Annotated in this window: 19 protein-coding genes and 2 tRNA genes; 1 reads left to right on the top strand and 20 read right to left on the bottom strand. The window is 47.2% G+C overall.

The features are described from left to right. Positions 1 to 237: 237 nt before the first annotated feature. Positions 238 to 324: transfer RNA gene (locus tag QEZ41_RS04265), tRNA-Leu, on the bottom strand. A gap of 323 nt (positions 325 to 647) precedes the next feature. Here QEZ41_RS04265 and QEZ41_RS04270 point away from each other — a divergent pair. After that, a complete protein-coding gene (locus tag QEZ41_RS04270; protein ID WP_289410144.1) occupies positions 648 to 890 on the top strand; it encodes an Lpp/OprI family alanine-zipper lipoprotein in 243 nt (80 codons plus the stop codon). A gap of 73 nt (positions 891 to 963) precedes the next feature. Here QEZ41_RS04270 and QEZ41_RS04275 read toward each other — a convergent pair whose 3' ends face one another. The 19 genes from QEZ41_RS04275 to QEZ41_RS04365 form a co-directional block, all read right to left on the bottom strand. Beyond that, positions 964 to 1,356, bottom strand: coding sequence for a DUF2802 domain-containing protein (locus QEZ41_RS04275; RefSeq protein WP_289410145.1), 393 nt, complete (start codon positions 1,354 to 1,356; stop codon positions 964 to 966). Further along, the gene (locus tag QEZ41_RS04280) at positions 1,356 to 1,835 is read right to left on the bottom strand and encodes a chemotaxis protein CheW (protein ID WP_289410146.1); all 480 of its coding nucleotides are present in this window, start codon (positions 1,833 to 1,835) and stop codon (positions 1,356 to 1,358) included. The genes QEZ41_RS04275 and QEZ41_RS04280 overlap by 1 nt, the downstream gene beginning before the upstream one ends. A 96-nt stretch (positions 1,836 to 1,931) precedes the next feature. Further along, positions 1,932 to 2,633: a chemotaxis protein CheW gene (locus QEZ41_RS04285; RefSeq protein ID WP_289410147.1), complete on the bottom strand. Its 702-nt coding sequence runs from the start codon at positions 2,631 to 2,633 to the stop codon at positions 1,932 to 1,934. 23 nt (positions 2,634 to 2,656) lie between these two features. Further along, positions 2,657 to 3,466: a ParA family protein gene (locus QEZ41_RS04290; RefSeq protein ID WP_289410148.1), complete on the bottom strand. Its 810-nt coding sequence runs from the start codon at positions 3,464 to 3,466 to the stop codon at positions 2,657 to 2,659. A 112-nt stretch (positions 3,467 to 3,578) separates the two neighbouring features. Continuing rightward, positions 3,579 to 4,328 (bottom strand): flagellar motor protein MotD, encoded by a 750-nt coding sequence (gene motD / locus QEZ41_RS04295; protein ID WP_289410149.1) that lies wholly within the window; start codon positions 4,326 to 4,328, stop codon positions 3,579 to 3,581. Between the two features lie 2 nt (positions 4,329 to 4,330). Then, the gene (locus QEZ41_RS04300; protein WP_289410150.1) at positions 4,331 to 5,071 is read right to left on the bottom strand and encodes a flagellar motor protein; all 741 of its coding nucleotides are present in this window, start codon (positions 5,069 to 5,071) and stop codon (positions 4,331 to 4,333) included. Beyond that, on the bottom strand, positions 5,071 to 6,210 hold the full coding sequence (locus QEZ41_RS04305; protein WP_289410151.1) for a protein-glutamate methylesterase/protein-glutamine glutaminase: 1,140 nt from the start codon (positions 6,208 to 6,210) through the stop codon (positions 5,071 to 5,073). The genes QEZ41_RS04300 and QEZ41_RS04305 overlap by 1 nt, the downstream gene beginning before the upstream one ends. Before the next feature lie 44 nt (positions 6,211 to 6,254). Continuing rightward, positions 6,255 to 8,363, bottom strand: coding sequence for a chemotaxis protein CheA (locus QEZ41_RS04310; protein ID WP_289410152.1), 2,109 nt, complete (start codon positions 8,361 to 8,363; stop codon positions 6,255 to 6,257). 12 nt (positions 8,364 to 8,375) lie between these two features. Next, the gene (locus QEZ41_RS04315) at positions 8,376 to 9,161 is read right to left on the bottom strand and encodes a protein phosphatase CheZ (protein ID WP_289410153.1); all 786 of its coding nucleotides are present in this window, start codon (positions 9,159 to 9,161) and stop codon (positions 8,376 to 8,378) included. A gap of 19 nt (positions 9,162 to 9,180) precedes the next feature. Then, the gene (locus QEZ41_RS04320) at positions 9,181 to 9,555 is read right to left on the bottom strand and encodes a chemotaxis response regulator CheY (RefSeq protein WP_289410154.1); all 375 of its coding nucleotides are present in this window, start codon (positions 9,553 to 9,555) and stop codon (positions 9,181 to 9,183) included. Between the two features lie 67 nt (positions 9,556 to 9,622). Further along, complete coding sequence (locus QEZ41_RS04325; protein WP_289410155.1) at positions 9,623 to 10,354, bottom strand: RNA polymerase sigma factor FliA; 732 nt, start codon at positions 10,352 to 10,354, stop codon at positions 9,623 to 9,625. 20 nt (positions 10,355 to 10,374) lie between these two features. Then, positions 10,375 to 11,190, bottom strand: a complete 816-nt coding sequence (locus tag QEZ41_RS04330) for a MinD/ParA family protein (protein ID WP_289410156.1) — start codon at positions 11,188 to 11,190, stop codon at positions 10,375 to 10,377. Between the two features lie 33 nt (positions 11,191 to 11,223). Continuing rightward, positions 11,224 to 12,525 carry a flagellar biosynthesis GTPase FlhF gene (flhF, locus tag QEZ41_RS04335; RefSeq protein WP_289410166.1) on the bottom strand — a complete coding sequence of 434 codons (1,302 nt, stop codon included), beginning with the start codon at positions 12,523 to 12,525 and terminating at the stop codon, positions 11,224 to 11,226. A gap of 18 nt (positions 12,526 to 12,543) precedes the next feature. Continuing rightward, on the bottom strand, positions 12,544 to 14,640 hold the full coding sequence (gene flhA, locus QEZ41_RS04340; RefSeq protein ID WP_434556788.1) for a flagellar biosynthesis protein FlhA: 2,097 nt from the start codon (positions 14,638 to 14,640) through the stop codon (positions 12,544 to 12,546). Positions 14,641 to 14,880: 240 nt separating this feature from the next. After that, positions 14,881 to 16,017, bottom strand: a complete 1,137-nt coding sequence (locus QEZ41_RS04345) for a sodium ion-translocating decarboxylase subunit beta (RefSeq protein WP_289410158.1) — start codon at positions 16,015 to 16,017, stop codon at positions 14,881 to 14,883. Between the two features lie 10 nt (positions 16,018 to 16,027). Further along, positions 16,028 to 17,803: a sodium-extruding oxaloacetate decarboxylase subunit alpha gene (gene oadA, locus QEZ41_RS04350; RefSeq protein WP_289410159.1), complete on the bottom strand. Its 1,776-nt coding sequence runs from the start codon at positions 17,801 to 17,803 to the stop codon at positions 16,028 to 16,030. 34 nt (positions 17,804 to 17,837) lie between these two features. Beyond that, positions 17,838 to 18,095, bottom strand: a complete 258-nt coding sequence (locus QEZ41_RS04355) for an OadG family protein (protein WP_289410160.1) — start codon at positions 18,093 to 18,095, stop codon at positions 17,838 to 17,840. Positions 18,096 to 18,264: 169 nt separating this feature from the next. Then, on the bottom strand, positions 18,265 to 19,689 hold the full coding sequence (gene mgtE / locus QEZ41_RS04360) for a magnesium transporter (protein WP_289410161.1): 1,425 nt from the start codon (positions 19,687 to 19,689) through the stop codon (positions 18,265 to 18,267). A 143-nt stretch (positions 19,690 to 19,832) separates the two neighbouring features. Beyond that, positions 19,833 to 19,909 (bottom strand) — tRNA-Arg (locus QEZ41_RS04365). Between the last annotated feature and the right edge of the window lie 122 nt (positions 19,910 to 20,031).

Below are 20,031 nucleotides of genomic sequence, written 5' to 3' on the forward strand. Positions count from 1 at the left end.
GACTATAAAACCAACTTAGGAGTTGCCGCAAAGTCACCATCGCGCAAGAGTTGCGCTCCTACGAGTGCAGAACCCATACACACAGCTACGTTAGACCACGAAATCCTGTGGGAGCGCATCTTATGCGCGAAGCGAACTATAAAACCAACTTAGGAGTTGCCGCAAAGTCACCATCACGCCAAATTTACACCAACAAATAAAAAACCCCTAAGCAATCAAGTGCTTAGGGGTTTAATATGGTGCCCGGAGCCGGAATCGAACCGGCACGAAGTTACCTTCGAGGGATTTTAAGTCCCTTGCGTCTACCTATTCCGCCATCCGGGCGGATGACTTTTGGGCTAGCTAAGTATGCAGCTCCAACAGGCGCAAGAATATATAGCTTTCCTTTGCTAAGTGCAAGTCTTTTAGAAGAACAGCGCTAAAAAACACCCCGTTAGACTTTAAATTCCTATTAAATGAGGCATCCAAAACCAATAAAACACGTGAGTTACAGGCAATTAGTCTAAAAACTAGCTCGTTGTTCTCTTTTTTAAAGTTTTTTATTCTCAACTAGTTTACTTAATCCAGCGAATGCGTAACATATGACATAGTCAGTCCGTTATTCGACGGATTGTTTCTTAGCAAACTGATTTTCTCAGGGGAAAAAAATGAAAAACATCCTTAAACTTTCTGCTTTAGCCTTAGCTGGTGCTTTGACTGTTGGTTGTGCTGGCGTTTCTAGCGAGCAAGTAACTGCTATCGAAAACACTGCAGCAAGCGCACAAGCACGTGCTGACGAAGCATACAACAAAGCTAGCGAAGCTTTGGCTGCTGCTCAGCGTGCACAGCAAACTGCTGACGAAGCTAACGAGCGCGCACTGCGTATGTTAGAAAAAGCTAGCCGCAAGTAATATTGTGTTAGCAAAAAAGCCGACTCTAGGGTCGGCTTTTTTTATGACTGTTATTCAATTAATACATCCTTTATTAGTTCTTCTGATGCATTCGCTTCAGCAGTTCCGCTTCAGCGTGCGATAGCCCGCAGGCCTGCTGTAAATCTTCTGTTGTTGCCCCAAGAGATACCAAGCGCGCGGCCTCTATAAAAGACAGGCTGCTTGGATCTCGCTGCTCCATCTGCATAAGCTTCTCAGGCAAAGGTGCTACCTGCTGGCGCAGGTTATGCAGCTCTTCCCCCATCTGAATGCTGCCTGTTAAATAGTTATCTAATCTGCGGCTTAGCGCCTTGACTTGCTGCTCTATACTTTGCTCTAGAAAATCAAGTTCTTCATGTATGTTGCGTATTTTACGCAACAATACAAAACAAACACCGACCAATAACAGTATTAACAGGATTGCTATTGCCAGAAGCCCGTATTGCATTAAAAACCATCCAGTTCAGCCCACTCTTGCTCGGACATCATTTTCTCGAGTTCAACCAGAATTAACAGTTCACCGTTTTTATTACAAACACCCTGAATAAACTTAGCGGCTTCGTCATTACCCACATTAGGTGCAGTTTCTATTTCAGACTCACGCAAGTAAACCACTTCGGCAACGCTATCCACCAAAATGCCTACAACCTGCTTATCAGCCTCAATAATCACAATACGCGTGTTATCCGTGATTTCTGCTGAGGGCAAACCAAAGCGTTGACGCGTATCTATCACTGTAACTACGTTACCGCGCAAGTTAATAATGCCTAACACGTAGCTTGGCGCACCCGGAACTGGGGCAATTTCACTGTAACGTAAAACCTCTTGCACCTGCATTACGTTGATGCCATAGGTTTCATCATCTAGACGAAAAGTAACCCACTGTAACACTGGGTCATCAGAGCTTTGTGCAGATGAATTCTTCATCGTTTTTAACCTCAATCTAGGCAGAGTTGCTCAAAATATTTTACGAGAAAACCTGAAGCTTACAGCTTATATAGAAATTCTCAATTTTACTTTTAACTATAGAGACTTATCGACCGTTACACGTTTATCTTTATCAGTAATAAGTTTGGCTAAGGCCTCAACATCTAGCAGCGCGCACATATGCTCAATAACCGTACCAGCAAGCCAAGCACGCTGGCCGCGTTTTAAACGCCACTTAACTTCATCTGGACGCAACAAGATGGAGTTACGCACTTGGTTTACCGCTAAGCCCCACTCATGTCCGTCGATAGATATTACAAAGCTAAAGTCTTTTCTAAGTTCAGGATTATAGCGCTCCGGCATAACCCAACGTGCTGTATCCAATACTTTTAAGTTGCCGGCCGGGGTGGACATAATACCAATAAACCACTCGGGCTGAGCAAATATCGGCGTGATATCATCTTCGCTGAGTTGATAAATGCTGCCCAAGCAAATGAGTGGGACGGCTAGCGTTAGCCCTGCCACATCAAACAATAAGCACTCAAAAGGCTGTTGCGACCAAGCTGGCTTTTCATCTGCAACCGGCTGCAGCTCTGGCTGCATCTCAATATCAATCTTAGTTTCAACCTGCTGTTCAACAACAATTTTTGGCGTGGTAAAAGTTGGCAGTAATATCGGTGCCAGCGGCTTTTCTTCAAGCATCACTGGCTTAGGCTCATTGAATTGTTCAATTTCAGCCTCTTGTAACAAGCCATCTAAATAATTCTGTAACGCTGTTTGTGATTTGTTCGTTTTCATCATAGCAACCTATCTATGATTACCTAAGCGAGCTTTTGCCCTTGACGTTCTTGACTGCGGCTTATGCTTTGACTAAGTAAAAATTTTAATAATGATCTGTATGCCAAAACAGAATGACTTTTTTTATCGTAGTTGGACGGTACAACGCCCGCCTGACTGGCATCTCTTAACTTGGTATCAATGGGAATAAACGCATGCCATAAATGCTCTGCATAATTGCTGCGCAGATTGCGTAGCGTTGATAAAGATGCCTGTGTCCGCCGATCAAACATAGTGGGTACAATGGTATAGGGCAATTTTTCTTTACGTGAGCGATTTACCATATTGATGGTACTCACCATGCGCTCTAAACCTTTTATCGCCAAATGCTCAGTTTGTACCGGAATGATTAAATGTTCGCTGGCAGCCAACGCATTCACCATCAAAATACCTAACAAGGGCGGATTATCCAAAATGGCAAAATCATACTCATCCCATAACAGCGCTAAAGACTTGGCCAACACCAAACCCATACCGTCCTGCCCTAGCGACTGGCGCTCTAATACGGCCACAGCTGTACTTGAGGGGAATAAGTCAATATTTTTATGGCTGGTTGTTACTCGAATACGATCGGGCAGATCAGCAGGGACTTTTCCGCCATGCGCAAACAAGTCATAGCAACTGTATTCAATGGTGTCAGGATCATAGCCAAAATAACTGGTTAGTGAGCCATGCGGATCCAGATCAACCACTAGAACACGCCTTCCAGCATCGGCTAGCAGCCCTGCCAAAGCGACTGTTGTGGTGGTTTTACCTACCCCACCTTTTTGATTTGCTACAGCCCAAACCTTCATTAGACTCTCCCACCGCACATCTTGTTACTACTTAAAACAAACGACGGCTTTTTGACTATCTGTAAAACAGGTTAACGTTGAGCTTTATAATGCAATCAGTATGCCAGCTTTGCTAGTCTCTTGCTCGAACGGGCTCATGGCGCCCTTCGGTATTGCGTGAAATGATTAAGACAACCCGTCTGTTTCGAGCACGACCCTCGGCTGTCGCGTTACTGGCTATAGGATGATGCTCACCATAACCAACGGCGGCTAGACGACTTGGTTTTACTCCGTCCATGGCTAACATTCTTACAATGCTAGCAGCACGATGAGCCGATAATTCCCAGTTTGTAGGATAGGCTTTGGTATTGATGGGTAAGTTATCAGTAAACCCTTCGACCTGAACAGGGTTTTCATAAGGCGCTAAAATCTTGGCGATTTTTTCAATGATTTCAAATGCCTCTTGATGAGGAATGGCATCTGCACTTGGAAATAACAAACTTGAGCTTAGTTCTAATTCAAGCCACATCTCATTGGCACGAATATGCAACTGACCGTCACCCATTAAGTTAGCAAATTCACCCTGAATATTTTCCGCAATCATTTCCAACGGATCGCGCTCATCAGCCTCATCAAAATCACTATTGCCACCCTCAATACCACGTACTCGTTCATCACCGACGGGAATGGGTTTTATAGAGCGTTCTTGCTGATTAAAAACACCATCTAAGGCGTCAGAAAGAATCTTATATTTGCCTTCGTTAACCGAGGAAATGGAATACATTACGACAAAGAAAGCAAACAGCAGTGTTATAAAGTCTGCATAAGAAACCATCCAGCGCTCATGGTTGGGGGGGTCTTCCTGTCGCCGTCTACGCGCCATGGCTATTCCATAAAGCCTTGCAGCTTGATTTCAATAGAGCGCGGGTTTTCACCATCAGCAATGGACAGCAACCCTTCTAAAAGCATTTCACGATAGCGTGTGTGACGTATGACCACAGATTTTATTTTACCTGCCACGGGTAATAGAAATAAGTTTGCTATAGCAACACCATAAATAGTGGCGACGAAAGCCACAGCAATACCACTACCTAATTGGGAAGGATCCGCTAGATTGCCCATTACATGAATCAAACCCATGACTGCACCGATAATACCCACCGTAGGCGAGTAACCACCCATCGCTTCATAGATTTTGGAGGCCTGCAAGTCGCGGTCTTCCTGAGTGTAGAGGTCCACTTCAAGAATGCTGCGAATAGCTTCTGGCTCCACGCCGTCCACCAAAAGACGTAAACCTTTTTGGGCATAGGGATCAGGTTCTGACTCCGCAACGGACTCAAGCCCTAACAGCCCGTCTTTACGAGCTATCATGCTCCAGCCCACTACGCTGTTAATGCCGTTTTGCAAATCAATTTGAGGGGGGAAAAAAACCCATGACATGAGCTTTAGACCGCGAATAAAGTGCGGCAAGGGAGTTTGTAATAACACAGCACCAATAGTGCCACCAAACACAATCAGGGCAGCTGGGGCATTCATTAAGGCGCTGACATGCCCGCCTTCTAGGTAGTTTCCGCCTACAATAGCCACACAAGCTAGAACAAAACCTACTAGGCTAAGAATATCCATTAGAGACATGCCTCAATGATGTTTGGTCCCACCTCATCCAGAGAGTAAATGGCATCGGCAAGGTCGGCCTTGACTACAGCCATAGGCATACCATAAATCACACAGCTTGCCTCATCCTGAGCCCAGACCTGACTGCCCGCAGCCTTTAGCATGCGTGCACCCTCACGTCCGTCAGCGCCCATGCCAGTCAGCACAACCGCCAGCACTTTATCGTTGAAAACTTTTGCTGCAGATCCAAAAGTAACATCTACGCTCGGCTTGTAATTTAATCGTTCATCGCCTGGCAAGATCCTTACTTGGCCTCGCGGGTCAATCATCATTTGTTTTCCACCCGGGGCTAACAAGGCTAAGCCAGGGCGCAACATATCGCCGTCTTCAGCTTCTTTAACGTCTATTTGGCAAAGTTTATCCAGCCGATCAGCAAAAGCTTTGGTAAAGGCAGCCGGCATATGCTGAATCAACACTATAGGCGCAGGAAAGTTACCCGGCAAACTGGTTAAAACTTTTTGTAAGGCAACAGGACCACCGGTTGACGTACCTATTGCAACCAGTTTGTAATTTTTTGCTTTAGGTTTGGACTTGGTAACAGGTGAGCTAGGCTCTGTTGTCAGCGGGCGCGTCACTGGCGGTCTAGCCACCTCTCTTGGCGTGAGCGGCACTTCAGCTTTTGCTGCAACCCGAGTTGTTACTGGTTTGCTCGCCACAGGTGTCACTGGCGCTGGCCGTGACAACGCACGTTTATTGGTATGTGATACGGCACGAACCTTATCGCACAGCATTTTCTTTAAGCGTTCTGGATTGCGGGAGATATCCTCAAAATTTTTTGGTAAATAATCAACCGCCCCCGCTTCCAATGCATCTAAAGTGACTCGTGCACCTTCATGGGTAAGCGAGGAAAACATCAATACTGGTGTTGGACTGCGCTGCATGATTTGCTTGACCGCAGTGATGCCATCCATAACCGGCATTTCATAATCCATGGTAATCACATCTGGGCGCAACTCTACAGCTTTTTCTACGGCCTCTCGTCCATTTGATGCTGTGCCCACCACTTCAAAGTCGTGGTCAGAGGAAAGAATTTCTGTCAGTCTGCGGCGAAAAAAACCAGAGTCATCCACCACCAATACTTTAATCGTCATGCCTTCCTCATATCCAATAGCAAATTCCAAACCCTGCTTAATTTTTATGCATAATGCTTTAAAAGGCTTGGTACATCTAAAATAAGTGCAATGCGGCCATCACCCGTGATTGTAGCGCCAGACATACCTGGCGTACCGTGCAGCATTTTACTTAATGGTTTAATTACAACTTCTTCTTGACCCACTAGCTGGTCAACTACAAAACCAACACGCTTATCACCTATCGATACAATTACTACATGCCCTTCTGTTTGCTCTTCATGAGCTAACTTAGGCAATAACCAGCGTTTTAAATAAAACAAAGGTAAGGCTTTATCACGCACAATGACAACTTCTTGACCATCAACCACATTGGTGCGAGATAAATCCAAGTGAAAAATCTCATTGACGTTGACTAACGGGAAAGCAAAAGCCTGATCATTGAGCATCACCATGAGCGTAGGCATAATCGCAAGGGTTAAAGGGACCTTAATAACAACCTGTGAGCCTTCTCCCAGCTTTGAATACACGTTAACGCTGCCGTTAAGCTGGTTTATTTTGGTGTTCACCACATCCATGCCCACACCGCGGCCAGACACGTCTGAAATTTCAGTCTTGGTGGAGAAGCCAGGTGCAAAAATCAGGTTATAACATTCAAACTCAGTTAAACGATCAGCAGCGTCTTTATCATACATACCCTTTTCTACTGCTTTAGCGCGCAGAATGTCAGCATCCATGCCTTTACCGTCATCAGTAATCATCAACAGGATATGGTCCCCTTCCTGCGCCGCAGAAAGAACAACCTTACCTTCACGGTTTTTACCTGCTGCTTCGCGCTCATCAGGCATCTCAATACCATGATCCACAGAGTTACGTACCAAGTGCACCAGTGGGTCTGCCAGTGCTTCAACAAGGTTTTTGTCTAAGTCAGTTTCTTCACCAATCAGCTCAAGTCTGATATCTTTTTTGAGGCTGCGCGCCATGTCACGTACCAAGCGCGGGAAACGGCCAAATACTTTTTTGATGGGTTGCATGCGGGTTTTCATGACCGCTGTTTGTAGATCACCTGTGACCACATCCAAGTTAGCCACTGCTTTACCCATATCTTCATCGCCACTTTCGACACCCAGGCGAACCAAACGGTTACGCACCAACACTAGCTCGCCGACCATATTCATAATGTCATCGAGTCTTGCGGTATCAACACGTACTGTTGTTTCTTCAGCCGCAGCAACGCGTTGAGCGACTGGCGCTTTATTGGCAGGTGCAGCGGCTTCTTTGGCAGGTTTGGCAGACAAAGGCGCTGCTTTTTTGGGAGTTGTTTTGTCAGCCGGTGCGGCTTTAACTTCGACCGACTCAGTGTTTGTTACCGCAACGTCAAACTTGCCTTTGCCGTGCAACTGATCAAGTAAATTCTCAAATTCGTCATCACTGATATTATCGGACGCTACCGTTGCGGGTGTATCAGCCTGTGTCTGATCTGGCTTAGAGGTTACCGGTGCTTCAACTTGAAACTTTCCTGAGCCATGTAGCTGATCTAATAAATCCTCGAATTCATCATCCGTTATTTCATCTGAGCTGGACGCTGCCTTAGTAGCTGCTGGCCCCTGCAACTCATCGAGTAAAGCTTCAAATTCATCGTCCGTTATAATGTCATTATTTTGAACAGTAGTATCAGCCTCCTGACCAGCTGCTTCGAGCATTTGCTGAAACTCTGCGTCAGCATCATCTTCGCTGTACTCTTGTTCAGGTGCTGCAACCACGCTGTCCTCAACGGCTGCACCCTCAGGCTCAGCTAATAGAGCTAATTCAGCTAACAGCTCTGGCGGCGCTGGGGTTAATTGAACTCCTTCACGCACTTCATTAAACATGCTAATAACGCTATCTAGAGCCTGTAGAACCACATCCATCAGTTCTGGAGTTACCGTGCGTTCGCCTTTACGTAAAATATCGAAGACGTTTTCGGCAATATGGCAACAATCAACCAATTCGGTTAACTGTAAAAAACCCGCACCACCCTTTACGGTATGAAATCCACGGAAGATAGCATTCAGTAGATTCATGTCATCAGGGCTGCTTTCTAGTTCAACCAGTTGTTCTGATAACAGCTCTAGAATTTCACCTGCTTCTACGAGAAAGTCTTGGAGGATCTCTTCATCGGCTTCAAAGCTCATTTATTTTGCCCCCTAAAGTCCCAAACTTGATAGCAAATCATCCACATCAACCTGATCAGCTACTACATCGTCATTATCGGCACGTATTTGCGGACCTTCACCCATAATCATAGCTTTATGTTTATCTATAGCTTTTCTTAAATCTTCGGGTGAATGTTCAATACCGGCAACGCGATCAACAGTGCTTGCCATAACAACCAGCTTCAGCAAGCTCTCTTCCATATCTGTTATTAGCGTAGAAACTCGCTTGATGACCTGCCCAGTAAGGTCTTGGAAGGACTGCGCCAATAAAATCTCATTCAAGTTACTTGATAACTCATCGCTATCATGCAAGCCGCGCTCTAAGTATGTTTCTACCCGCTTGGCTAGTTCCCTAAACTCTGCCGCCGACATGTCGCGCTGCATAAAGCGTCGCCAATCAACCGTCAAACTTTGTGCTTCGTAGCTAATATAGTTCGCAAATGGCGCGCTCTTCTCAACCAAGTCAATAGTGTCATTGGCTGCTTTTTCTGTCATTTTGACGACATACTTCAATCGTTCATTCGCATCGGTAATCTGCGACATTTCTTCCGCATGAGGACTGCTTGGATCAACTTGCAGATCCAGCAAGGCACCGTGTAATTCGCGGGTTAACTTGGCCACCTCATCATAAAGTGCCCGATCACGCACCAAGTTAATTTTACCAATAACTCGCACCGCCTCTTCCCAGTTTTGCTCGGCAAGACTCGCTTGCAAATCATCGGCATTTTGTTGAACCGCTTGTTGTAATTGAGTTACCGCACACTTATCTACCGTCATGGTTGCTCCATTAACCGTATCAACCATTAACTCGCTCAAAAATCTTCTCGATTTTGTCTTTCAGTGCTTGCGCAGTAAAGGGTTTAACTACATAGCCATTTACCCCAGCCTGAGCCGCTTCGATGATTTGATCGCGCTTAGCCTCAGCAGTAACCATCAACACGGGGAGATGCTTGAGCTTATCATCGGCACGTACGGCCTTTAAAAGATCAAGTCCCGACATGATTGGCATATTCCAGTCAGTGACCAAAAAATCAAATCCCCCGCTGTGGAGCATGGGTAGTGCTGTAGCACCATCATCTGCTTCAGCTGTATTGGTAAACCCTAGGTCACGCAAGAGGTTCTTGATGATCCGGCGCATTGTTGAAAAGTCATCAACAATGAGGATTTTCATGTTTTTATCCAAGGCAACCTCCAAAGAGCTCTATACTGAACACAACAAAAACCATATTTGCATTATCTCAACTATGCCACTCTGCTAGTCGCGCTCTAAGACGTGCTGCACACTGGCTGTGTAATTGGCTCACTCGTGATTCACTAATCCCGAGCACCACCCCAATTTCTTTTAAATTCAACTCTTCGCTGTAATACAAAGAAAGCACTAATTGCTCACGTTCCGGCAGACCTTCTATTGCTTGAGCCAGCGCTTGTTTAAATTTTTCTTGTTCAATTTCTCGACCTGGCCCCCGATGACTTACTTGTAAATCTGGCTGTGCTCCATCTTCTTGCAAACCATCGAAGCTAAATAATCTACTGCCCTGTGTATCCGCCAAGATCGCGTGATACTCTTCTAGACTCATATCTAATTCGGCCGCAACCTCTTTGTCTTGAGCGTCTTTACCTGTACGCGACTCAACTTTTCTTACGGCTTCACTCACCATGCGTGTATTTCTATGTACAGAACGAGGCACCCAATCACCTTTGCGCATCTCGTCTAGCATCGCTCCGCGGATACGTATTCCAACAAATGTTTCAAAACTTGCACCCTTACTAGAATCGTATTTTTTGGCCGCTTCTAATAAACCTATCATTCCTGCTTGAATCAGATCATCAACTTGAACGCTTGCTGGGAGTCTGGCCAGCATGTGGTAAGCAATTCGCTTAACCAAAGGAGCATGCTGTTCAACCAGCAATGTTTGTTCATCCCTAGCTTGCGCTGTGGCATACATTTGCAAACCTTTGGCTACTGTCATTGCAATTATTCCCGTCCTTATTATTGGCTCACTAAACGGTCCACAAAAAACTCCAAATGCCCTCGCGGTGTAGCAGGCAAAGGCCAACCATCTACTTTCTCTGCTATTGACTTGTAAGCTAGAGCGCACTTGGACCGCGGGAAAGCTTGGTAAACGGCTTTCTGCCTTTGCGCTGCCTTGCGTACAGTCTCATCATAGGGAATTGCACCCAAGTATTGCAGTGTAACATCATCTAAGAATCGTTCGGTAACATTTACCAGCTTGGCATAGATGCTGCGGCCTTCTTGCGGGCTATGTGCCATGTTAGCCAAAACACGAAAACGGGTCATGCCATGATCACGGCTGAGTAGTTTAATCAGCGCGTAAGCATCGGTAATAGAAGTTGGCTCGTCACATACCACCAGTATCACTTCTTGTGCTGCTCGCACGAAGCTGGTAACTGAGTCACCAATTCCAGCTGCCGTATCTATCACCAACATATCAATGCTATCGCCGATATCGCTAAAGGCTTGGATAAGACCCGCATGCTGTAGCGGCGTCATTTCAACCATACTTTTAGTACCTGATGAAGCGGGTACAATTCTTATTCCACCAGGTCCAGGCAGCAAAACATCACGCAAATCGCACTTACCATCCATTACTTCAGCCAACGTACGTTGTGGATTAAGACCCAATAAAACGTCCACGTTGGCCAAACCAAAGTCCGCATCCAACAACACTACACGACGCCCTAGATCAGCCAGAGCTAAGGATAGATTAACCGAAACGTTGGTTTTACCCACCCCGCCTTTGCCGCCAGTAACCGCCACTACTTGAACAGAATGTTTGTTTGTCATTTATTTAATACCTTGTATCTCAGTTAGTGCCGCTTAGCCGACTTGTCTAGCCGCTGCTTGATAAGAAGTTGCATACATTGCAGCCATTTCTTGCTCACCCGGATCGTCTGGGTTTTGCATGCGTACAGCTCGACTCACTAACTGATGGCTACGCGAAGCCTGAATATCATCAGGAATCCTAGGGCCATCAGTAGTATAAGCTACTGCAAGGTTATGGCAAATAGCCATGCCAAGAGCCTCCCCCATACTTACGGCTTCATCCAACTTCGTTATAATGCAGCCTGCTAAGCCACAGCGCTTGTAAGCGTGCCACGCTGCTTTAAGCACTTGTGCTTGACTGGTTGCGGCCAACACCAAGTAATTTTTCGCCTGAACACCTCGAGCTGCCAAACTATCTAGCTGCATAGCCAACATGGGATCTTGTGCTGGCAAACCTGCTGTATCAATCAAAACCAGACGCTTTTTCTGCAAAGGATGCAGTGCCTGCTCAAGGGATTGACCCACTTCTACATGGCTTACTGATACATTTAAGATGCGGCCTAAAGTTTTCAGCTGTTCTTGTGCGCCAATACGGAAACTGTCCATGCTGACGATAGCGACATTTTGCGCACCATGCTCAAGCACATAACGCGCCGCCAGTTTCGCCAGCGTAGTGGTCTTACCCATTCCCGCAGGACCGACCAGTGCAATGACACCACCGTGCTGCAAAGGATCCTTAGCTGGGGTATCCAGTTCATGGGCTAAATGCGCCAACACCATGCGCCATGCTTGGCGCTGATCGGTTTCACTCGCCACTTTTTGCATCAGGTTGCCAACCAGCTCGGCCGGCAAACCCATTTTCTGTAGACGCTTCCACAACTCTGCTTGTTTGGGTTGCTGATGCTGCACTGAACCCCAAGCAATTGTACCCAGTTGCATTTCTAGCAGCTCACGCAAGCCCAGCAACTCAGAACGCATCTGTGCAAGCTCTTGCTGATCGACTGAAGGCTGGCTGGCTGACGAGTACTGAGCTACAGCAGGCTGGTGAATCGCTGTAGAGTGCGCCATTACCTTATCGAATAGTTGACGATCGCGCTTTGTGCCAGCAACCTCTTCACGCAAGCTCATCGATGCTTGCGCCTGCATAATATGCTCTTTGGTCTTGCGCAGCTCTGCCTCTAGGGCTGGATTAGCCCGAGCTGGAAGTGATTGTAGGTTATAATCAAGGGCGGCAGTCAGCTCAATGCCTCCCGCTACTTTGCGCGTCGACAAAATGGAAGCATCTGCACCCAGTTCTTCTTTTACTCGATTCATCGCCTGACGCATATCAGCGGCAAAAAAACGTTTGACTTGCATAGCCATAAGTCCGCCCTCTTATCCTTGTCCCACGGTCGCCACAATGGTGACCTGCTTATTATCTGGTATCTCTTGGTAAGCCAGCACATGCATGTTAGGAACAGTCATTCGAGCAAAACGTGACATCATGGCTCTTATTTGTCCTGCGACCAGTAAAATCACTGGCTGTCCTAACATTTCTTGTCTCTGCGCCGCCTCAACTAGAGAGTGTTGTAATTTTTCAGCCATGCCAGGTTCTAACAAAATACCGTTCTCAGAACCCTGACCAGCCTGCTGTAAACTATTAAGCAATATCTGTTCCAACTTTGGCTCAAGAGTGATAACTGGCATCTCAGAGTCAAGCCCCACAATGCTTTGCACTATTGCACGCGATAAAGCGACGCGCACAGCAGCCACCATGGCGGCGGGATCTTGACTCTTACCTGCGGCATTAGCGATGGCTTCAGCAATGGTACGAATATCGCGCACTGGTACCTGCTCCTGCAGCAAGGTCTGCAAAATTTTCAATAGTGTCGATAGGGAAATAATGCCCGGAACCAGCTCTTCAGCCAGCTTAGGCGAACTCTTAGCCAGCACCTGCATCAATTGCTGCACTTCTTCGTGACCAATAAGCTCGTGCGCATGATTGTTAAGAATCTGGTTTAGATGGGTCGCCACCACTGTACTGGCGTCTACCACTGTATAGCCTAAGGATTGCGCCTGATCGCGCTGATTCGCTTCAATCCACACTGCTTCCAAGCCAAATGCAGGATCCGTAGTGGCAACACCGTTGACAGTACCAAATACCTGCCCCGGGTTGATGGCTAGATCACGGTCAGGATACACTTCCGCCTCAGCTACAGTCACACCCATCAGGGTCAAGCGGTATGCGTTAGGTGCTAGATCTAAATTGTCACGGATATGCACTGAAGGCATCAAAAAACCTAAGTCTTGCGACAGTTTTTTACGCACACCTTTAATGCGTGCTAGCAGTTGGCCACCCTGATTACGATCCACCAAAGGAATGAGGCGATACCCTACCTCCAAACCCACCATGTCCACGGGCGTTACATCATCCCAACCCAACTCGCGATGTTCAGGTGAAACCGTGGCTGGCAACTGATCGGCCTTGCGCTGCTCTTGCTCCACTACAGCCAAGTCTTTATTTTTCTGCTTGCGCCAAATTATGTAGGCGCCGACACCCGCCAAAACAGCCAAGCTTAAAAATGACACATGCGGCATGCCTGGTATGGAGCCCATGACAAACAGGATCGCAGCAGCAACTGCCAGAGCTTTAGGCGAAGTAAACATCTGGCGATTAATCTGGTCTCCCATATCTTCAGAGGTTGTTACGCGAGTAACCATGACCGCCGCCGCTGTTGACAGCAACAGGCTCGGAACCTGTGCCACTAAACCGTCACCAATGGTTAACAGCGCATAGACCTTACCTGCCTCAGCAAAACTCAAGGAGTGCTGCGCTATACCGACAGTAATACCACCCAGCAGGTTAATAAACAGAATTAACAGTCCAGCGATAGCATCACCGCGCACAAACTTACTAGCACCATCCATCGAACCGTAAAAGTCCGCCTCTTGCGCCACTTCAGAACGACGCAACTTGGCCTCCTCCTGATCAATCAAGCCTGAGTTCAGGTCGGCATCAATCGCCATCTGCTTACCGGGCATGGCATCCAAGGTGAAACGTGCACTCACCTCAGAAATACGGCCCGCACCCTTAGTCACTACAACAAAGTTAATAATCATTAAGATGGCAAAAACAACCGCACCAACAACATAGTTACCACCAACAACCACGTCACCAAACGCTTGAATTACCTTACCAGCGGCATCACCGCCGTCATGACCGTGCAGCAAAACCACGCGGGTTGAAGCTACGTTAAGCGCTAAGCGCATGAGGGTTGCGACTAACAAAATGGTTGGAAAGGCGGCAAAGTCCAACGGGCGCATGGCATATACACCCACCAACAGCACGACAATGGAGAGCGCAATGTTGAAAGTAAAAAATACGTCGAGCAAAAACGGCGGGACAGGCAAAGTCATCATACCCAAGATGACTAGCAGTAAGATGGGCACACCTAGATTGCCCTGCTTGAGGATGCCCATCCCGGTACGCATGCCTGAATATACTTGTGAGCGATTCACTCTATATTTCTCCGCCGAACTCTAAAAAATAATAACGTCAAAAAAACAATGCTTTACAGGATACTCTTGAGTTAATGCAAATATTGAGCCAAGAACACTTTGTCTACACAACAAAAAGCCCAACTGCGCTATCCACGTAGTTGGGCTTTACTAAGGAGTCGTTATTTTATTGCATTATCTTAGCGCATAAAAGCCTATGTTAACTGTAAGCTGTTAGCCGACAAAACTAAGCAAAACGCCTGCCGCCACTGCCGAGCCAATTACACCAGCTACATTGGGACCCATTGCATGCATTAATAAAAAGTTTTGCGAGTTGGCTTCCAACCCCACCTTATTAGCAACCCGCGCCGCCATAGGCACCGCAGAAACACCAGCTGCGCCAATCAATGGGTTAACTTTGTTAGCGCTAAAAAGGTTCATGACTTTAGCCATAATTATTCCAGCCGCTGTGCCACCACAAAAAGCCACCATACCTAAAATTAAGATCCCTAGTGTCTTCAGCTGCAAAAACGTATCTGCAGAAAGCTTAGCTCCCACGGTCAAGCCTAACCCGATAGTGACAACGTTAATCAGCGCATTGCGCGAGGTATCCGCTAAACGCTCAACCACACCGCTTTCACGCATCAAATTACCGAATGCAAACATGCCAATCAATGGAGCTGCATCAGGCAGCAGCAAACCAATTAGCAAGCAAAGCACTAATGGGAAAATAATTTTTTCTGCCTGGCCTACTGGTCGCAACTGCACCATGACGATGGCACGTTCTTCTTTTGAGGTTAACGCACGCATAATCGGCGGTTGAATCAACGGTACTAACGCCATATACGAGTAAGCTGCTACCGCAATCGGTCCAAGCAAATCAGGGGCAAGCCGTGCAGTCACAAATATAGAGGTAGGCCCATCAGCCCCACCAATAATCGCAATGGAAGCAGCCTCACGCAACGTAAACTCCAAACCGGGAATCCCAAGCATGCCGATTGCCAAAGCACCCATCAAGGTCGCAAAAATACCAAACTGCGCTGCCGCACCTAACAAAAGGGTTTTAGGGTTGGCCAACATCGGACCAAAATCCGTCATCGCCCCCACACCCATAAAAATCAGTAGCGGAAAAACACTGGTTGGCAAGCCGACATCATACAGCAGTGCAAGCAAGCCGCCGGTTTCAGCCATTCCAGCAGCCGGTAGGTTAGCCAGCACGCCACCAAAGCCAATAGGAATTAGCAATAAAGGTTCAAAACCCTTGCGAATCGCTAAATAAATCAAGCCAAGACAGACCAGTAGCATAACGGCCTGCCCAAGCTCGAGCTGATAGAGCCCGGTGTTTTGCCACAGGGTAAATAACTTATCCATCATCGAGTCCTCACGCAATGCTTAGCAGGCAATCGCCCACAGATACAGCATCACCAACTGCGACATCAATGCTGGCAATCACTCCGCTGCGGAAGGCGCGAATCTCGGTCTCCATTTTCATGGCTTCCAGAATAATCAACACATCGCCCTCTTCAACCGACTGCCCAGGCTTAGCTAAAACTTTAAAAATGTTTCCAGCCAGCGGCGCACCTTGAGGATCACCCCCTTCGGTTACTGGTGCAGACGCAGTTTGCGTTGCATCGGTACTGACTAGAGGCTTGATGCCTTCAATATCACCGCCCTCATTCACCTGCACCACAAAACTCTTGCCATTAACTTCTACGGTATAGGCTTGCGGCTCGTCAGTATCGCCTAAACGCTCTTTACCTGTAGGCGCGGGCTCAAAAGCGTCAGGATTATTACGGTTTTCCAGAAACTTCAGACCAATTTGCGGGAACAATGCATAGGTCAGTACATCATCCACTTCCCGTTCAGCCTGAGCGAGCTGGATGCCTTTTTCCTGAGCAATTTCACGCAGCTCTTGTGTCAGCTTATCCATCTCGTTATCAATCAAGTCCGCTGGACGGCACGTAATCGCTTCAGCACCCTCCAGCACGCGCGCCTGCAGCTCTGCATTAAACGGAGCTGGTGCGGCACCGTACTCACCCTTCAAGATACCCGCTGTTTCTTTAGTAATGGATTTATAACGCTCGCCGGTTAGCACGTTAATCACCGCTTGCGTGCCGACAATCTGCGAGGTGGGCGTAACCAGCGGGATAAAACCCAAGTCTTCACGTACGCGCGGGATTTCAGCAAGCACTTCATCAAACTTGTCACTTGCGCCTTGCTCTTTAAGCTGATTCTCCATATTGGTCAGCATGCCGCCAGGCACTTGCGCGATCAGAATACGAGAATCAACACCCTTCAAGCTGCCCTCAAATTTTGCATATTTTTTCCGCACATCACGAAAGTAAGCCGCACACTCTTCTAACAACTCAAGGTCTAAGCCTGTGTCGTGCTCGGTGTTTTGAAAAATAGCCACTACCGATTCCGTTGGCGAATGGCCATAGGTCATCGACATGGAAGAAATCGAAGAATCCACATTATCAATCCCTGCCTCCACTGCTTTAACAATCGCCGCGGTCGACAATCCAGCGGTTGCGTGGCACTGCATGTGCACCGGGATACTTAAACTGGCTTTAAGCTGACTAACTAACTCATAGGCCACATAAGGATTAAGAATCCCCGCCATGTCCTTGATTGCTATCGAGTCTGCACCCAAGTCTTCAACCTGCTTGGCCAGTTCGACCCACATTGGCAGCGTGTGCACAGGGCTAGTGGTGTAGGAAATAGTCCCTTGCGCATGCTTGCCGTTGGCTTTTACAGCACGCAAAGCACGCTCTAGGTTGCGTGGATCGTTCATGGCATCAAACACGCGAAATACATCCACACCGTTCGCCGCAGCACGCTCAACAAACTTGTCGACAACATCATCAGCATAGTGGCGATAGCCCAGCAAGTTTTGCCCGCGTAGCAACATTTGCTGCTTAGTATTGGGCATAGCTGCTTTTAACGTACGGATTCGCTCCCACGGGTCTTCGCCCAAGTAACGAATACAGGAGTCGAAGGTTGCACCACCCCAGGTTTCGACAGACCAAAAACCAACCTGATCCAACTTTTCTGCAATAGGCAACATATCATCGAGGCGCAAGCGAGTCGCTAAAATTGACTGATGCGCATCGCGCAAGACTACCTCAGTAATCCCTAGTGGCTTTTTTACAGTCATAGAGGAAAACTCCGTATTTTATATTTTTGTGTTTTTAATTGTGTCGCGCACGATGTTGTTGAATGGCGATTTGGATAGCGCTGAGCGTATCGGCATCAACCTGTGCACAAGTTTTGGATTTATCGACTCGAGTTACCGCAGTTGCAATAACAGCCTCGTGCATCGAAAACCGCTCTAATAGCCCAGCTATTAGGTTGATACACAGAATCAGTAGCGCTAAAAAAAGAAATACTAAACCCAAGCCAAACAGCATAAGTTCAATACCTTCAAGCAAAGGTAGCTGAGAAGTCATAACGGCCCCTGTGTCTACAATACAAGTCTTATTGTTATTTAAATACTTGCTGTAGATGCAATCTATTTTGATCGAATACAGCTAAAACCAGCGCAGATTAACGCGAACAGAATAACTTAGCAAACACAAAAAGCTTTTTATTTTTATCTTTTGTCGACAATGTTTAGGGTTAGAGTAAAAACATCGTAGCCAAGCCTAGGAAAATAAAGAAGCCGCCACTATCCGTCATAGCTGTAATAAGCACGCTGGAACCCAGCGCAGGATCGCGCCCTAGGCGTACCATAGTCATCGGAATTAGTACGCCCATCATCGCGGCTAATAACAGGTTAAGCGTCATTGCTGCAATCATCACCATACCTAAGGCAAAGTAATCATATAACAACCAGGCCACCACACCTATTACACCTCCCCAAATAATTCCATTTATAAAGGCTACGCCCAGCTCTTTGCGCAGCAAACGGTTGGTATTCCCTGTACTCAATTGCTCCAAAGCCATAGCGCGTACAATCATGGTAATAGTCTGATTCCCTGAGTTGCCGCCAATACCGGCAACAATAGGCATCAATGCTGCCAGCGCTACAAGCTTTTCAATTGAATGTTCAAACAAGCCGATAACCCGCGAAGCAACAAAGGCTGTGATCAGGTTAATAGCCAGCCATGCCCAACGGTTAGCGATCGATTTCCATACCGAGGCAAAAATATCTTCTTCTTCACGTAAACCCGCACGACTTAACACTTCTTCTTCTGATTCTTCTCGAATGACGTCAACCATCTCATCAATGGTTAAACGTCCTACTAGACGGCCACTTTTCTCAATTACCGGCGCAGAAATAAGATCGTAACGTTCAAACGCCTGCGCGGCATCTGCACTGTCCTCATCAGGGTGAAAAGTTACCGGATCGTCAGCCATAATCTCAGCAACTTTTTTTTCTGGATCATTAACCAGCAAGCGTTTAATCGGCAGAACGCCTTTCAGATACCCCTCGTGGTCAACAACAAACAGCTTGTCCAAATGGTCTGGGAGCTCTTTTAAGCGGCGCAGGTAACGCAGCACCACCTCCAGCGCCACATCATCACGTACCGTGACCATTTCATAGTCCATGATGGAGCCAACCTGATCCTCCTCATAAGACAATGCTGAGCGCACGCGATCACGCTGCTGCGCATCTAACGCTTCTATCAGCTCATAAACAACATCATGCGGCAGTTCTGGAGCCAGCTCAGCCAACTCATCCACATCCAGCTCTTTGGCGGCAGCAATAATCTCATGGTCATCCATGTCGGCCAGCAGGGTTTCGCGCACCGCATCGGATACTTCAAGCAGAATATCGCCGTCGCTTTCAACACGCACCAACTGCCATACAGTCAAACGCTCATCAAGCGGCAGCCCTTCGAGGATAAAAGCAATGTCTGCAGAGTGCAGCTCAGTAACTGTTTGTTGTAGCTCAGCCAGCACCTGCTCCTGCGCGCTACCCGGTTCTCGCGAATATCCCTGAGATTCATCTATAACATGCAGTCGCTGCAGGCTGTTCACAACTTGGGTAAAACGCTCTTGCAGCCGTTCTTGCGGTTTTTTTACTTCTACTTCTGTCATAGTTAAACCCTAATTTGCGCGCCGAGACTATCGACCACTGCATCACACAGTCATTGTATAGGCTACCTAGCAATGGAACTTGAGCTTTGTGTATAAATAACGGACAAAAAAAAGCCTGCACTTGTGATGCAGGCTTTTTAATATGGCGGACTCAGGAGGATTCGAACCTCCGACCGCTCGGTTCGTAGCCGAGTACTCTATCCAGCTGAGCTATGAGTCCGTTTGGTGAGTTTTACCAGTGCACCACTGGAGCATCTTTGCCAATTATGGCGGACTCAGGAGGATTCGAACCTCCGACCGCTCGGTTCGTAGCCGAGTACTCTATCCAGCTGAGCTATGAGT

Source organism: Thiopseudomonas acetoxidans (genome assembly GCF_030362935.1).
Lineage (GTDB): Bacteria > Pseudomonadota > Gammaproteobacteria > Pseudomonadales > Pseudomonadaceae > Thiopseudomonas > Thiopseudomonas acetoxidans.